The organism is Pedobacter antarcticus (genome assembly GCF_900112985.1).
In the GTDB taxonomy this organism is placed as follows: Bacteria; Bacteroidota; Bacteroidia; order Sphingobacteriales; family Sphingobacteriaceae; genus Pedobacter; species Pedobacter antarcticus.
In genome coordinates this window covers 121,730-138,400 of sequence record NZ_FONS01000001.1, presented here as the reverse complement: position 1 = coordinate 138,400, position 16,671 = coordinate 121,730, and the positions used below count along the sequence as shown (strand labels likewise).

The following is a 16,671-nucleotide window of genomic DNA, read 5'->3' as shown; positions in this document are numbered from 1 at the left end:
CCAGCTGAAAACAGGTGACCGCAGGTCAGGACGGCATATACAAAGGAAGTCTCCCACGGAGGTTGGAATTTCAGATAAAGTATGAAATTTCTATTCGTCCTTTATTTTACCATAAGAACTCAGTTCAATAAATTTAGATTTAAAGAAATCATCAGATAATTTATGCTGTAAAAGTTTAAAGAATTTTTCGTCATGTGTTGAAATCATCACTTGACGATCTTGGTCCATGATAAGTATTCTCAAAAGGTCGACAAATGAAAGCACATTTATATCACTCATATTCTGCACTGGATCATCCATAAAAATACTATTAAAATTACCACTCCCCATTTCATATGCTCTTGCAATAAAAATACTTAAGGATAGAACATTAACTTGTCCGGTGCTCAAAAATAGTCCTGGAGCTAATTCCTCAGAATCACTTTTTGCACGAATCATCAATCGGGGCTGCCTTCCCGTGCTGTCGGCTCTGATCTCTATTTCCGTGAGTTTTGGATGCGGCTCTATCTTACCATAGATCTGATTTATAACATCCTTGTTAAAATATTCATCTATTCCCTTGGTTATGTATTCCCCTGTTGTGGACCTGGCTTTCTCGATCCTTCCACATGCATTTTCAACTCTCACTTTCTCACTCTTTACCTCTAAAAGCACCGCATTTAATCGATTTCTTTCAACGTCTGATTCTATTATGGCAAGATCAATCCCAAACGCATCAAGGTCCGCCTTTAATTTTCCGAGTTGTTTTTGCCTCGCCAAAATATTATCAAATGCACTCTGCAATAACTCTATGCTGACTTGCTCGCCATTTACCAAAGTAGCATAATTAGATTCAAAAGTTAATTTCAATTGTTTTAGACCAGTTAAAATACTTTCAATTTCTAGGGCTTTTGATTTTGCGTCCAACTCGGTCAGGGGTGGTGAGATTTTTCCTAGGTCATCCATTAAAGTAGAAATAACTATATTTTGTTCAGCCAAGGTCAAGCGTTCTGAACTTATAAGCTTTAAATATTCATCACATTGTGCCTTAATCGAAGCCTGATCTAAAACTTCAAGATTTAAGCCCAACTTCTCAATAAGCTGAGAAGTCTCTATGTAGTTATTTTTCGCTTTAGTAAGATTAATACGATTTTCATTGTTCTCTACAGATGTTTTCGAAACAATTAATGAGTTGTTGAGATTTTTAAGTTCAGAATTTTTGATGGTAAGATCTTCATCCAAACTCTTTATTAACTGCCTCAGGCTTTTAACACTTTCCTGATTATTAGTTCTAATCGCATTGAAGTCTATATCTATGTAATTAGAAAATTCAGAATTCCGATTAAGCTCTTCGAATATCTGATCAATTACGATTCCAGCATGGTCGATGGAATCCTGCGTAGTCCTAGAAATTTGTTCCAACTTTCCAACCCCAATTTCCAGATTTTCTATTTCATTACCTAGTACATCCAATCTGGTTTCGAAATAACTCAATAGATATCTGTCAGAATCTTCAATTTCCTCTTCGATATAGCTTTTTATCAAATAATGTGCTTCCAACTCAAGTTCAAGCTTTGAGATGGAGAGAACATCTCCCTTGTCATTCTTAAGTGCACTCAATAGGGTTTCTAAATCATCAAACTTCGTATTACACATTGGGCAAGACGAAATATGTTGCTCATCTATCTGTATCTCTGCCCATTTGATCATTCTGGAAAGATTTTCGTTAAACGAACCTCTGTTCTCCATATCTTGTTCAAGTCCAGAGAGATGTTCCTTAATAATTGCTAAATCAGAGGTTCTCGATGTAAATTTAGAGATATAGAAGTTCAACTCTATATTGCCCGAGTCATATTCGGAAAAATCAAAATGATTGAGCAATTCCTCAACCAATCTCTTTTCTTCATACAATGGCCTGCACTGGAAAATCAAGTCATTTATGCAAAGTTCTGTATACATCTGATGGGAATGCCCGTCGGATATATCGATCTTCAACTTTTCAATTTGACGCAGCCCAACCTCAATTTTAGATGAAATCACCTGCTCAGCCTCTAACTCTGCCAGAGATACTCGCCTATCCTCATTGACATTTGCCAGATTCTGTTCAATCAGGTTTTTATTATCCGTCTGTTCTTCCAGTGCCTTAATTAGGTCAAAGGAAAGTGACTGAAGTGTAGAAATTGTCTTGAGGTCTTGCTCGAACTCTACCCATAAGAAGTCCAATTTATCCCACTCAGATTTTTCAGTCGACAGCTTTTTAATCGATAATGTCCGAACTTCGTTATTGTCTCGTACTATCTTAATACGTTCGTACTTAGCTAAAGTGGATTGAATGATTCCCAACTCTTTTTCGTAACGGTCAATTGAGGATTTCCAAGCAATATATTCTTCCCATGAAGAAATGACATTTCTATGTTTCACCTCAGAAGAATTTGCCGTTGCAATTTGGCTATCAACAATTAATTTGTAGGTTTCATTGGCTTGGATAATTCCTCTATAGACTTCGTCATTAATTTCCGAAGTGATATCAGGTAATGATATGGAAACAGTTGCCTGTTCTCTCAGAATTCTGATCCAATTATTTACTTTGGAAAAATTTATTTCCGAATTTATATTCTTGGCAATCTTAGAACTTAAATCATTTACTGCGTGTTGGAGCTCAGTATTTTTTATCCGAAGTACTCTAGCATAATTCGTAAGCGTAGCAAAAACGGAAGAAGCCTCGCTACCTTCAGGCCAGAATTCCCTTAAAGCCTCGAACTTTTCTTCCGGAGACTTAAACCTTAAAAATGAATCTATCTGATCTTGCGTGAGCATATTATACTCACTAAACTGCTTAATTTCTTCTGCCCTATAATCACCAAGTAGTGCTACCTCCCTGTAGTCGCTCTTTATTTCCGTATTGGGTATCTGCCTGGGCACTACCGTTCTTTTGATTACTTTATCCTCATCAGTGAGAATGGTAACCTCTCCCTTTTCACCTTTAAAATAAGCTGTTCTATTTGTCAGAACAATCTGGTCGTCACTGGCAAAATCTTTACTTTCAAGCTCCTGTTTTAGAACCCCATTCTCAAAGCGTCTTATTTTATTGCTGAATGTCCATTCTATAGCATCAAAAAAAGAGGTCTTTCCATAACCATTAGGTGCGTAAACAACCACCAGATTGGCAAGTCCTTTTGACATCACAAAAGAGAATTCATGAATCCCCTCGTAAGCTCTGAAATTTTCAATGGTAACCTGTTTAATTTTGGCCATCTCCAAAGTTGATTAGAAGTGAATTGATAAGTTGATCTTTATCAGGTGGTATTTGTTGAATATAGGTTGCCAATTGTTTATCTTCCTTTGTGATAACCTCCATTATAGATAAATTATTCACGACACGTCGTTCTATAGAAAACTGGAACATCTGCTTGTTTATCAAGTCTTTGATGTAATGCTCATCAGGAACTTGGGAAAGTGAATCAATTATGATTTTTCTTGTTGCAAACTTGTCCTGTTCAACCAGCTGTTTAAAGTCTGCATCGATTTTGAAAGTTAACAGATGAATTTGATAAATATTCCATCTTTCAATGTCAAGTTTTAAGTAGTTTCCCTGAAAATATATTGCAATATAGTCTCTTATACGCCCATATGAGCTTATCAGTTCATCCTGCGAATGGTGTATACTTGTAAAAAAATGAATATTAAAGGCACCCTGTTGTCTTTTCCAACAACGTAGGGTCTCTGATTGGACCAGATTATTGTCAATGACAAAATCACTATCTAAAATATTAATCATGTTGGAGTGCATCTATGAAAAGTTGTTCGATTTTTGGACGGGCACTGGCAATGCTATCACATTCCAATACCTGTTGAGATAATTCATTTAGGCTGAGTACCCCAAAATTCATTTCCTTAACGATGTGAAATCCAGCATCTTCGCCACCGCTGATATCAAAGACTATATTTTCCTTAAAATTTGCCTTAGGTCCGCGCCTACCGAAGTGTGGATCAGCAGAATTGAATATATAGCACGTATTGTTCTCTATACCTTCCAATAGCTTGTTGTGAAGGTAATCACTAATTATATTAAGGTAAGCTGTACCTTGAGTCCAGAAAAAATTGAGGTTTACATCTATTGTGTCAGCAGCAGTTTCTCTTTTAATACCAAAAAGTTTTGTAAATTTTTCAGCAGTGAGGGTGACCGTTATATTGTTGAAGTCGGGCCTGCTCGAAGTAACCATAGACAAGTAACTCAATAATTCCAACCAACCTTTCCATAGACCTTGATTGATCTCAGGGTTATTCTTTAAGAAGGAAATAATTTCATTAAGGTCTCCCTTAGTGTGTGGATAATATAGTCTACCTAATAAATCTCTGGCAATGTCGTTTGGCTCTATTGTTGAACGAAGTCTATCGGCATAAATAGCACACATTCTCTTTGGAGTTTCTTCAAATCCTGAAAAACAGTTACAAGCATATTCTCCAAAATCTAAAAGATAATCCTTTTTGACAATAATGCCATTTCGCTCAAGGAAAGAACCTGCCTTTTTAATACTTACTGCATCCAGACTATTGTTACCAGAAAAACGGAGCATTCCAATCGCATTTCCATAGAAATCAACTACTGGCGAACCCGAAAAGCCATGATATACACTAGATGTAACATTATACCCTTCGACATTTAGTATGGTATCGTGAGAATTAACTCCATTTGCAAAGTCCTTAATAGAGCCAGACAATGTTTCTCCAATAGTACGACCATTTACCGTTTTAGGATGCCCAAAAGATTCCCAAGATATCCCAGCGATAGGCTCCAATGAACAGATATGAAGAAACGTTCCACTCTTATATGCCCCTTGTATTTTAAGTAAAACCATATCGGTATCATCATCCGTATCTACTAATTCTAAAGAAAAAATCTCCCCTCCATAGCCTTCACCGTTAATTTCATTTCCATGATCAAGATTGTGCTTGGCGGTAAGTACATGATCTAGTGACACGAAAAATCCTGACCCCTCCTTTAATCCACAGCTAAGCTTACAGCTTGCAGCTTTTATCGAAAGCATATGGCTCATATGCTGATTTCCCTTTCCATACTAATTTTGTAATTGAATTTATCCTGAAGTTCCTTTTTTTCAAGGGCTGCCAAATGAACCTGCTTCTCCACAAAGCTATGATTGAAATAAAGTGTTCTTACTGAAAAGCAAGATGGAAGAGGTCTAGATACTATATGAGCAATTGTCTCAACATCAGGATGTATATGTTTCGGATGTTTTCCATTCGTAGAAAAAATAAACTTATCACTGTCAATCAATTTAAACAACTCAGGTTTATTATTCCGAAAACTTCCATGGTGTGCAATCTTGATTGCATCAAAATGAATCGGACGTTTACATTCTGTAAAAATTTTCTCAAGTGCTTGGATGACATCTTCTGCATGCGCATCTGCTAGAAAAAGTAGTTTCCTATGTGAAGTTTCTATAATAAAGGATATCGAACTTCCATTACCTGGACTAAGGTCTGGAGTGTATTCAGCTGTTTTGACAAGTTGATCAATTCTTTCCACCGAAATCTCACTAGTTCCTGCAGAAATTTCAATCTCCTCCATTTTTAGACGCTCGTTACTTTTCAGGAACAGTTCGAATGCATCATCAAAAATATCCTCCTGTGTGGGGTTCAAACCAAAATCATCGTTAAGCTTATTAATAAAGAACGTTTCTATAGCTTCTAATTTTTCCACACTCGGTGTAAGTAAATGCAGAGTAACATTTTCGGCTATCGTGATTTTGGTTGGTGCGATACATGCCTGGCCGCCAAAATCGGTATTCCAATCATAACCTTTCTCAAAAATGATTTGTCCAGCAAGAAGAGCTTGGGCCGCGCCAATCTCTGATTCTTCCTGTGATTCAGATACACTGGGGAAAGCAGACTTGAAAAGATTTAATTTATTGGTTTCAGTAGCACTAAGTTGCCCAGGTTTTCGCTTCTTAAACTGTAGATGACGAAAAGTATTAAGCCAAATCTGCTTAATTTCAATGATGGAGGGGTTTAAAGGATCCCCATTTTCTTTTAGAAAATTGTATGCACCAGCAATATGGTCGTCATCAAAATGGGTAATTATAAAACGATCAATCTTATGGGCTCTATCCAAACCCATTTTTTCCAAGTATTTTTGTGCCCCAGACTTGAATCCCTTCCCGCAATCGACCAGTATATTGACGGCATCAAAAGTGGCGTCTTGAATTTCTATTATAAAAGTATCACCGTAGCTAGCCGGAAAATTATGTATTATGATCATTGATTTGAGAGCAAAGATTTATTTATAGTCAGTTAATGCAAATTACAAATTTTCTTTGACGCCTACATCAAATTGCATAAAAATAGAGATTTTTAGCAGACGACCTCAATTTATTTAATAAACTTTAACTTATATTATCTCTATTAATCATTAAAGTTATTAGATAAAAAGATATTCAGGTTGTCCATTTAGCTTTCTATAGAGCCGGTCAAAACCTTCATTTCCTACGTCGACTATATCTCTATCATTTAAACTATTCGGTATTATTTTGCTATCACGACCTTTAAAACTAACTAAAATGTATTTATTTGGCATTTTATCAATTTCACTTAGTATAATTCGATACTCGCGTCCCACCCCCCCTCAAATTTATCTGCCTTTACTTTGTATCCTTCAGATAAAATTACAATAACCTTATCACTTTTGAAAAAACCTTCTTCCATCATTTGAATAAAATGAGTTGACGAATGCCTCTGAGTTATTATCTTATCTATTTCCAGATGATATCCAAAGGATGATAGTTTATTCGCAAAACTAATAACGTGATCTTCATGGTCTTTAGATTCCCAGCAATATGATATGAAAATAAGTGGTTGTAAATTTTCAGCCATCGGAGATATATTCATTTTTGATTGATCACCTTCTAACTTAATTCCATGCTGTAATGATACATTCTGTATATCCTGTTAGTGGAGTATCCGTAAGGTGCTTAGCAAACTTTGGAGTTCCCTTCTAAAGTCTGAGGTTACATTAGGTGCTGTCGATGGCAGATTGTCTTGTATAACAAAACTTTTTTCTAGCAATTTCTCTAAATAGAGAATCTTAGTTTCAATATTGAAGTCTTAAATTTCGTACTTAATATTGCCAATTTCAACATTTACACGCCCTCCTTGCCACTGGACCTTTTTCCAAGTCGAAAGATCCATACTTTTCGCATGAACCAAATCTTCTATATACTTATTTAGTTTGTCGTTATTCATATTGTTCGTTTATTGAGGCAGGAATCATTCAATGCCAGATACCTGCAAATCCCAATTCTATTTCAGGGCAGGATATTAAATAAGGCGTAATTGAAACAATCCAGCCTTCTTCCGGATCTGACCCTTTGCAGCTAGATTACGCTCACTAGGTTGTTGTTAAGTTAGTTAAAGAGTTTTATTTCGATATCATTGCAATAAATTTTTAGCGCTTCATAAGTTTCATAGTCTTCCTTTAATTCTGCTACTTCAAAGATAAACCTAAGAATAGAAGTTGTAGGTTTTTTTGGTATTCGTCTTAAGTAGTCAATTCTCTGCTGTTTGTTTTTAACAACCTCTTAAAATACTTGATATTAACTCGGCTGGTCCACGTAATTCTTCTTCTTTACTTTTTTCCATCATTTTTTACCTTAAATTTAATTTTTACTATCATTCGTGCTTTTGGTTTTCTCCCCAGCTTGGTGATTCAATTATTGTAAATAGCGTTTTAATTTCTTACCACATCTTATGATAAAGTTTCGATACAATTAAAATCTACAACTAAATTATAAAGAAAAATGTGCATTTAAAATCTTAAATTAGATTTTAAACTTATTAAATAATAAACAATGAAGAAATTTACCTTTAACAACCCTAAAGAACTTGCTTTAAGCTCGATTGAACAAAGATTGAAAATCTCATTTAAAGGCGTTCCTTTCCAATATTATAATTCAGCAACCTCATCAATCGATAGTGAAGATTCTATTATTGAATCTGTTGGCTCGGAGATTATAGCGACTATAAATGAGAACCTGCCTGAAATAAATGAAATAAAGCAGTTTCTTACTGAATTGCTTGCGCCTAACTATCACAGATTATTATTGGAATTTGGCGACAAATTTAGAGTTATAGATAATTCAACAGTTGTTGAAACTCCACCCTCAAGTGTTAGCATCCACATCAATGATAAACCTGCGGCCGCATTGAGACTTTGGTTAAACTCTGATAAACAACCGCATGAAATTGAAATCATTCCTTATCCCAGTGAAGAAGGGAATTTATTAAGTAAGTGGGTAAAAGATAATAAAAGAGATATTCTTAAAACAGAAATTTATGTTGCTGGGGAATTAGTAAGAATGGTCACTATTATATAGTTCCGTTTTTTAAGACAAATCTATCTTTAAAAATCAAATTTCATTTCTCTCCAGATTATCATGGATTTAACCAGGTGCACCTGGTCACCTGGGAAATATAAGAGTTGATCAATTGAGAGCTTAAATCTCGTATAAGTTTAGGGTGTTTAAACATCCTAAAATTTCATCCCCCCCCATGCCTAAAATATTTATGAATAGTGGCTCTACTAATTTTTAGTGCGCTGCACATTGCTTCAGTAGTTAAAAGGTTGGAATCATAAAGAACAACTGCATTCTTAGCAATTGTTCTTGCCGTAGCAGAAAGACCTTTCTTTTCACCCCCCAACACTTCTTATCTCCCTGGCTCAAGCTATCCTTCATTTGTTCTTCTTATTAATTGCTTTCTTTCACTATCAGCTATAAGCAAGAAAAATTTAGTTAGAAAATTTCCCCACTCAGAATTAGTGGATACTTAGAGAAAGTAGATAATCTGCTTTTAAAAAAAAAAACATACTTTTCATCAAAGAATATCTGACAAGCTAAAAAATAAACCATAATTGGTTTTAAGAAAAAAAATTTTTGATTACCATAGAAGGTAGATCTATTCTTCTGATTCATATTTGATTGAAGGGTAATAGGTTCTATATTTAAAGCCGAAAGAGCTTTCTCCAGGCAGATTCTTGATCAAGTTATATCTAGTGATCAGATGGTTGTCCCTCCGAAGTTTAAAAATCCGTTCTAAATTCATACCACTTTTCTCTTTATATTCTGCCAATAGCTCCCATTTCATACCCACTGTGGAAATACTGTTTATGAAAAGAAGTGCCTGTTCATAAGTAGAAAGTTGAGCCCGAAGTGTCTTGCCGTAAAAATATTTTTCCTTCATGTTCAGATTTGGATGGTAGTGTAAATATTTATATGTCTGAAATAGGTGCCTGAAATAATGGCCTAGACGATGCTGATGACCTCCATAATATTTCATATAATCATTACGCGCTAAATAGTTCAGCTCATTGGCTGACAGCGTAGGTTTTTTGATGACTGCCTTACGCTTAAAATCATACAGTTCACGGATCTTTGCGCGCTGCTCTGTCACAGGTAAGCCTCTGAAATAAAGAAAATTCCTATATCTTAATTCATCAGAGTGTTTTGGCTTTAGCTTAATGTTAAGTTAATAAATTACGAAAATGCATACCATCATACTTCTTTCGAAACTGGTGGGTTAAAACCTGTTCCCCTTCATTACCCATTCCAAAAAAAACAATGCAATAAGCAGTGTCAATCATTGCCATTTCTTTGACATCTATCTTGTCGCTAATACGTCTGGCAATCATCTCCAATTCGACCTTGTACTTTGGAAGAATATAATCATCGGTCTTACGAAAAAATTTTTTCACTTCCCGGTAACACTCTACAAATTCAGCGTAGATCAACCGGAATACCTTTCGGTTTTCAGCAAGCTCAACATGGCCATCAACCTCCTTGGAGAGCCTCATTTCCTCTACATTCTCTCTATGAAGCCTGAGCATCTCAAAAAAGGCAGCTTCAAAGGCCTCACGCTTATTCTGATTCGTCTGTTCCCTGAAAGATAGATAAATCAAAAGAGTTCCTGATAATGCAAAGAGCGTCCCGACGATCCCACCTATAAAGTCGCCAACCTGCCCTGTAACATCCATTTTCCATTCTCCTTTGCCGTTGACCTCATAAGCGCCAGAGAGCGCATAAAAGAAATAAACACAAATTACAGCGCCAAGACTGATCACAAAAAAAGAGCATCTAATTAAAAATTTGTTCATGGTTTACATTATTTCATTACTTTTTCAATGGGTAAGTTAAGTTTTAATCGTAATATGATGCTAGATTTTATGATCGAGAAGCTAGACGGACTTGCTGACATTATCGAATTCAAACTTTCAAACTTAAAGTACACAATTGCCGTAGGTAAATCAATAGAGAAACTTTTTCAACAGAAATCAATTCCTATATCCCCTAAACCAAGAAATATAAAACACATTTTGAAGACCCCAACTACAGAACCTGAGCAAAAGAGGTATACTGCATCCAGATTCATTATTATATTTATCTTTATTCTTTTTAAGTTCATAAAGATGCTTTTGAAAATTGTGGATTCAAAATAACTTAATTATCTAACGACTCTATTTTTACCCTCAACTAACAAGCTCACATCCTCATATTTATAATATATTAACCCTCCTACTTTATTAAACTTCAATGAACCACTATTTCTCAGACTTTGTAGGGTTCCAGGAGAAATACTTAGTAATTTCATAACTTCATAGCTTTTCAACCATTCCTTTTGTTCGCTTTGTTTATGTAACTTTTGTCCGGGTCTTCTAAGTTCTGCAAATAATTCCAACTTAAACTTCTCAAGATCTTCTTTGGTGATAAATTCCACTATTGCCATAATATGTTTATTTTAACTCAATGAAATAAAATTGGCAATGAAAAGTTGTTGAATTTGACACCCCACAAGGTAGTCCCTAAAATTAACATGTTTAAATAACGTATTAAAGTACCACCAAGATAAATTAATCAGAATTATATAAGATAATAATTGCATTATTGAATGTGATTTTATATACTTATCACATAATTTGTTCTTTAAAATTGGTCAAAACAAATCGAAATAACTGGTGCCTAATTCGGTGCCCACATTGAAAAGACGATCAAATATTATTTATAACTTGCTCATTTAGTGAATCTTGAAATACTAGGTTATTATCCCAGCGGGATCACAAGAAACAATATCAAAAAGTAAAAACCCTGCAATCAAATGATTGCAGGGTTTTTACTTTTAAAGAGGTGGCAAAAATCGCACGAATTCACAAAACTTTGGTGAGTGATTCGGGATCAAGCGGAATTGTTGGGGGACTGAAATAATTGTGTCCGATGCACTGGAACTCACCTTATTTAAACCGGTGATGGAACAGTTATTTTTAAAGTAAACTCCAGAGGTTGTCCATTTTGATGATCGGACACCAAATCTGCCCGACTGTTATTGCAGAATGGGAAACGTCATTTTTCTTTTTGAATACAAGGCCCACACGTTTCCTGAAGACCAAATTCTCATACCTAATTCCGACAAGTTTACCGAAACCGGCTCCCAAGATGCATTGCTTCGCGCCAGCACTAGTTTCGATGCTTTCTATTACCAGCATCTTGCAGCGCCTACCAAAGGGGGTTCAATTCCAGATAAGTTAAAGGAACTCATCGGACTGGCCAACATTTCGTTGGACGAATTGAAATCATCCTTATAAAAAAAATATTGGACAAATAATGCATATTAAGTGCTAACTACCGCTAATCAAAATGCATTAGGACTGAAGCATTGGTAATATTTTGTCAACCAGGCCGACAGTTTCGGTGATCAATGGCACGATCTTGAGCAATCCGCCCCAAAGGCTTCCAAGAACTGAGGTCTTGGGCTTCTCTTTTTTAAGCTCTTCATTAAAGCTATCAAATAGCTCTCCCGCCTCCCTATTCTTTGAATTTTCTACCAGAATCCTTAACATTTCGAGTGCCTCTGCAGAATCTTCACTGTACTTTGTTTTAACTGAATTAAAGGCATCATTAAAGGTTGAACGATTGTAGATTGTTGAATTATAAACTCCGTTGAATGTATCTCCCATATTATATTCGTTTTTGACAAGTATGATTTGCCCGTGAGTTGACGGCTGAACAGGCTTCTTATAGAAGAAGTCATGTGGCAATGAAAATTTAACGTGCCTATCCCCTTTATTTTTAACATTTTCAACCAGCTCCTCCATGCTCCCGACTTTTATCAATTTGGCCTCGAAACTGTCAAATTCATTTTCGCTTGTATCCTTGTAAAAGTCAAACAGCACCTTTAGGATTTCATCTAACTGGCTAAAAACCATAGTCAGACATAAAAAACTTGAATTGGTCTCTTTTCTAAAGTTTAAGTATTTAACCTTATAGCGGATAATCTCGTTAACATCTTTCAGATCAAAATTTTCCTTTTGTTCAGATACCGCGCCAATATTGTTGTTCCAGACACTTGTAAAAATGTCCTCACCATTCCAAATCTGTAAATCAATCAGCTTTTGGGTTAAAGGCTTATATATATGCTCGGTTATAGGATCAAATTTCTCGGTAATCTGTTGCTGGATGATATGGTATTTAATTTTATCTTTATAGTTCTCCTTCGGCCTTAAATTAGAACGCTGCACATCAAGCTTATTGAGCTCTGCACATAAAGGAATGTAATTTTCAATTAGCTCACTTTTCCTGCTGTCTAAATAATCAATAAAAATAAAAAAAGCGTTGATTTTAGAAGATATCATAATTGCCTAAAATTAGCAATGCTAATATATGCATTTGCTTTTAAAAATGCCCTCCTTGAACCGTTGAGAAGTCTGTTCTCTCCCTTGAATTTTGATTTTTATTATTTTTAAATCCTTCAATTTAAATTCCTTTTAGTTTGTAAAGAGATTATATTTAAACCATAGTAACTGCAGCTAAAATACACTAAAAAACAGTGAGGAGCGCAGGTCTGGCGCAGCTATTATCTTTGTTGAAAGGCCGAGTGTGCAAAACAATATGCACCATAAATTCTGAATTATTGATTCGAAAAAAATTACTGATCGGTTCGTTCAACTGGTCCGAGAATGCAAAAAAAAGCTTTGAAAACCTAATGGTCTTTGCCTGTGAGCCGCAATTGGCCAGGGAATTCCTGCGCGAATTAAAAAGGTCAAAGAAGGTTATAAAGGATTCTATTGCCAGACTTCAAGCAAAAAAAAGTGCGAACAAAAGTGTGGTGGAGATCTGGTAAACATACTGGTTTATGCTGAGAACAGTTCAAAGTTACGGAGAACTTACCAGAGACATTGTTGAAGTTAACCGCTATCATGAATAAATGAGACAGAAATGCTTCGGACCAATGTGTTTGCAGGAAATAAGGTACCCGAATATTTTGAAGAAGAAACCTACAAAGGTTATTATGATTCATCATTTACGAATGATCATTTAGTTTAGATTGAAGTGCTGACATCATTTCTTCTTTTTTGTCTGCCGGTCTTCATGATATGGACCAGCATGCCCCCCCCTTGTATCTTACAAAATACGTCGCAAAGTTTGCACTCGAAGAAAACCCCAACTCAAACCCGATCGCCTTTACCTCTATATCCGTCCCTAAAAGCAAATACTCCGCCTGTACAAAATCCTATCCATTACCCCCCCCATAACAGTTCTCGTCGACAGACTAGTTCGAAATCCGGCAGGATTACAAGGTTACGAAACACTAAATAGCCATTTTTTGAAAAGTTCATTATTAAGTGCAAAATCTTGATATTATACGGTATTAGTTAATTATATACACCGCATTATAGTAGTTAAAGCGATGTGTACTTTCAATAAATATGGTACATTTACTAACCTTAAAAAGTAAATAGACTAAATGAAAGTTAACCAACTCGATCCTCGTAAAGCACTAAATCCTGCCTACAAGAAGTACAAACCTTTACGAAAAGATGTTGAAATCTTTGTTACCAAATTGGAGGATTGTATAACTACTATAAAGTTAATTGACGAGCGAAATGAGAGTGAAGAACATTTAAAATCTCCTATAAAACGTTTTTTAGAAACCACGTTTTACGCTGAAAACGAAATTAACACCAAAGAGAAAATTGATTTGGCAATTTATTTGGGTAAAGATGCGACTTCTGATGTCGGAGTTGTGATAGAAGCAAAAAGACCAAGCAATAAAGCAGAGTTTATATCTGTAAAAAGTCTCAATAAAAAAGCTCTACACGAACTTTTACTTTATTATTTACGAGAAAGAGTTGATTACAAAAATAATAACATCAAACAATTAGTTGTTACCAATGGATTTGAGTGGTTTTTTTTCAAAGCGGAAGACTTTTATGAGTTCTTTTATAAGAATAAAAAGCTAGTAAAAGAATACGAACAGTTTAGGGACAAATTAAAAGATACATCTAAAAATGAGCTTTTCTATAATGAAATAGCGTATAAATATATTGAGGAAGTAAAAGACATACTGCCATTTGTCTATTTAGATTTCAGAAGTAAAAGCATTTCCGAGTTGAAGGATAAGGAGATTGTTATTATTTATAAATTATTTTCCGATGTTCATTTGCTAGGGAAAAGCTTTGGAAATGACAGTAATAGATTAAACAAGGAATTCTATAACGAACTATTGCATATTATAGGGCTTGAAGAAGTAAAAGATAATTCCAAAAAGATTATCCAGCGTAAAGAAGTCTCCCAAAGAGATTATTCCTCACTTCTTGAAAATACCATATTTACATTGGAGGACCGTGACTATTTAAATAAAGTCAAATACATCCCTAATTCGGAAGAAAAAAGTTTTGTGATTGGACTTGAACTATGTTTGACATGGGTAAATAGAATACTTTTTTTAAAACTTTTGGAGTCTCAACTCTTAAGCTACAATAATAACTCCGCTGAATTCAAATTTTTAAATTTCAATTTTATTGACGGATTCGATGAATTAAATGACCTCTTTTTTTCTGCGTTAGCAAAGCCGATATCTGAAAGACATCCAAAATATGCCGACAAGTTTAAATACATACCATACTTAAATAGTAGCTTATTTGAGCATAGTCCAATTGAAAGCCTGACTTTCGATGTAACGGCGTTAAAGGATGAGGAAATGGAGATATCCCCATCAACAGTATTAAAGGATTCAGGAGGGAAAAGGCTCAAAGGGAAATTGAATACACTAGAATACCTATTCAAATTTTTAGATGCGTACGATTTTTCGACCGAAGCTGGCATAGAGATAGAAGAAAAACATGAAAATAAAACGCTAATAAATGCATCAGTGTTAGGTTTAATTTTTGAAAAAATTAATGGTTACAAAGACGGCTCGTTTTACACACCTGGTTTGATAACCATGTTCATGTGTAAGGAAACCTTGCAAAAGATAGTAACTCAAAAATTTAGAGAAAAAGTAAGTGATCATATAGAAACATTTGATGATGTAAAAGATTACTGTGGAAAATTTTTCAAGAAAGCTGATATTCTACATTTTAATTCAATTATCAATGATATAAAAATTTGTGATCCTGCCGTTGGTTCAGGACATTTCCTTGTATCTGCATTAAATGAGATGATTGCCATAAAAAGCGAGATGCATATTTTGGCTGATCACAATGGAAATGCACTACCTTGTGAAATTCAAATTGAAAATGATGAGCTTTATATTTCCGATGCTAATGGCGATTTATTTGAGTATCAAAGGAATGATCCTAATAGCCTGAGAATACAAAAATCAATATTCCACGAAAAGCAAATTATCATAGAGAATTCTCTTTTTGGGGTAGATATCAATTCAAATTCCGTTAATATATGCCGCCTTCGCTTGTGGATTGAGTTGTTAAAGAATGCCTATTACACGGATGAAGGACAACTACAAACTCTTCCAAATATTGACATAAATATTAAATGTGGCAACTCTTTGATTAGCCGTTTTGGTTTAGATGACAGTCTGAAGTCAGCTTTTAAAAACAAAGAAATCAATTACACGATAGAAGAATATAAACAAGCGGTTAAGGATTACAAGACAACTAATTCTAAGATTAAAAAAAGAGAAATAGAAGAAATCATTAATACCGTAAAAAATAATTTTAATTCAACATTAGATAATAAAATTAAGGATAGGATCTCTAAAACGGTTGGCGATTACCAAAAAGAAGAGCAGCGGTTGCAAAACCTCCTATTGTTTAATGAAAAACCGAAAAAGTCTGAAAAAGATAATCTTAAAAAATTAAAAGAGAAAGCAGATAAAACATTAAAAGAGAAAGGAGAGATTGTTAACAATGTAATGTATAGGAACGCTTTTGAATGGCGTTTTGAGTTTCCAGAAACGTTGGACGACGAAGGAAACTTCCTCGGCTTTGATGCAATCATAGGAAATCCCCCTTATATCCAGTTACAAAAAATGGGTGTAGATAGCAATGCATTAGAGAAGATAGGCTACGATACATTTGCTCGCACGGGCGATATATATAGTTTGTTCTACGAATTAGGACATCGGATATTAAAAAATAAAGGTCTATTGATTTTCATCACTTCTAATAAATGGATGCGAGCGGCCTATGGAGAAAGTTTGCGAAAGTTTTTTGTGGAGAATACTAATCCTATAATGTTAATAGATTTTGGAGGATCACAAATCTTTGACACAGCTACTGTTGACACGAACATTTTAATGTTTTCTAAGGATAAAAATAGACAACAAACTCAAGCATGTATCATAAAAGAAAAGGTGTTAAATAATTTGAGCGTTTTTTTTAGACAAAAT

14 protein-coding genes are annotated in these 16,671 nt (G+C 34.9%); 4 read left to right on the top strand and 10 right to left on the bottom strand.

Translation table 11 applies throughout. The features are described from left to right. Window positions 1-90 precede the first annotated feature (90 nt). The 6 genes from BM192_RS00645 to BM192_RS20835 form a co-directional block, all read right to left on the bottom strand. Window positions 91-3,234 (bottom strand): AAA family ATPase, encoded by a 3,144-nt coding sequence (locus BM192_RS00645; RefSeq protein WP_037437835.1) that lies wholly within the window; start codon window positions 3,232-3,234, stop codon window positions 91-93. Then, the gene (locus BM192_RS00640; protein ID WP_037437834.1) at window positions 3,221-3,757 is read right to left on the bottom strand and encodes an ABC-three component system middle component 1; all 537 of its coding nucleotides are present in this window, start codon (window positions 3,755-3,757) and stop codon (window positions 3,221-3,223) included. Before BM192_RS00640 ends, BM192_RS00645 begins: the two co-directional genes overlap by 14 nt. Beyond that, the gene (locus BM192_RS00635) at window positions 3,750-5,036 is read right to left on the bottom strand and encodes a S1 family peptidase (protein WP_037437833.1); all 1,287 of its coding nucleotides are present in this window, start codon (window positions 5,034-5,036) and stop codon (window positions 3,750-3,752) included. Before BM192_RS00635 ends, BM192_RS00640 begins: the two co-directional genes overlap by 8 nt. Further along, a complete protein-coding gene (locus tag BM192_RS00630; protein WP_037437831.1) occupies window positions 5,033-6,259 on the bottom strand; it encodes a ComEC/Rec2 family competence protein in 1,227 nt (408 codons plus the stop codon). Before BM192_RS00630 ends, BM192_RS00635 begins: the two co-directional genes overlap by 4 nt. 329 nt (window positions 6,260-6,588) lie before the next feature. Next, the gene (locus tag BM192_RS21325; protein WP_157282731.1) at window positions 6,589-6,870 is read right to left on the bottom strand and encodes an SEFIR domain-containing protein; all 282 of its coding nucleotides are present in this window, start codon (window positions 6,868-6,870) and stop codon (window positions 6,589-6,591) included. 231 nt (window positions 6,871-7,101) lie between these two features. Then, complete coding sequence (locus BM192_RS20835; protein ID WP_157282728.1) at window positions 7,102-7,239, bottom strand: hypothetical protein; 138 nt, start codon at window positions 7,237-7,239, stop codon at window positions 7,102-7,104. A 605-nt stretch (window positions 7,240-7,844) separates the two neighbouring features. Between BM192_RS20835 and BM192_RS00620 the strand changes: the two genes are divergently transcribed. Next, window positions 7,845-8,369 carry a hypothetical protein gene (locus BM192_RS00620; RefSeq protein ID WP_037437830.1) on the top strand — a complete coding sequence of 175 codons (525 nt, stop codon included), beginning with the start codon at window positions 7,845-7,847 and terminating at the stop codon, window positions 8,367-8,369. Window positions 8,370-8,949: 580 nt separating this feature from the next. Here the strand turns inward: BM192_RS00620 and BM192_RS00615 are convergent. From BM192_RS00615 to BM192_RS00600, 3 genes are all read right to left on the bottom strand, one after another. Further along, entirely contained in the window at window positions 8,950-9,444 is a 495-nt protein-coding gene (locus BM192_RS00615; RefSeq protein ID WP_037437828.1) for a putative phage abortive infection protein, read from the bottom strand. A gap of 70 nt (window positions 9,445-9,514) precedes the next feature. Then, a complete protein-coding gene (locus BM192_RS00610; protein WP_037437827.1) occupies window positions 9,515-10,144 on the bottom strand; it encodes a hypothetical protein in 630 nt (209 codons plus the stop codon). Between the two features lie 347 nt (window positions 10,145-10,491). Further along, the gene (locus BM192_RS00600) at window positions 10,492-10,773 is read right to left on the bottom strand and encodes a helix-turn-helix domain-containing protein (protein ID WP_037437825.1); all 282 of its coding nucleotides are present in this window, start codon (window positions 10,771-10,773) and stop codon (window positions 10,492-10,494) included. Between the two features lie 601 nt (window positions 10,774-11,374). Between BM192_RS00600 and BM192_RS00595 the strand changes: the two genes are divergently transcribed. Then, complete coding sequence (locus tag BM192_RS00595; protein ID WP_037437824.1) at window positions 11,375-11,626, top strand: hypothetical protein; 252 nt, start codon at window positions 11,375-11,377, stop codon at window positions 11,624-11,626. Between the two features lie 57 nt (window positions 11,627-11,683). On the opposite strand, the gene BM192_RS00590 is transcribed toward BM192_RS00595, so the two are convergent. Then, window positions 11,684-12,673 carry a hypothetical protein gene (locus BM192_RS00590; RefSeq protein WP_037437823.1) on the bottom strand — a complete coding sequence of 330 codons (990 nt, stop codon included), beginning with the start codon at window positions 12,671-12,673 and terminating at the stop codon, window positions 11,684-11,686. 278 nt (window positions 12,674-12,951) lie between these two features. Here BM192_RS00590 and BM192_RS00585 point away from each other — a divergent pair, with 278 nt between their 5' ends. Beyond that, window positions 12,952-13,161, top strand: a complete 210-nt coding sequence (locus BM192_RS00585) for a phospholipase D-like domain-containing protein (RefSeq protein WP_037437822.1) — start codon at window positions 12,952-12,954, stop codon at window positions 13,159-13,161. Window positions 13,162-13,785: 624 nt separating this feature from the next. After that, window positions 13,786-16,671: type IIG restriction enzyme/methyltransferase (locus tag BM192_RS00580; RefSeq protein WP_212611576.1), on the top strand; the 2,886-nt coding region annotated here is incomplete at its 3' end.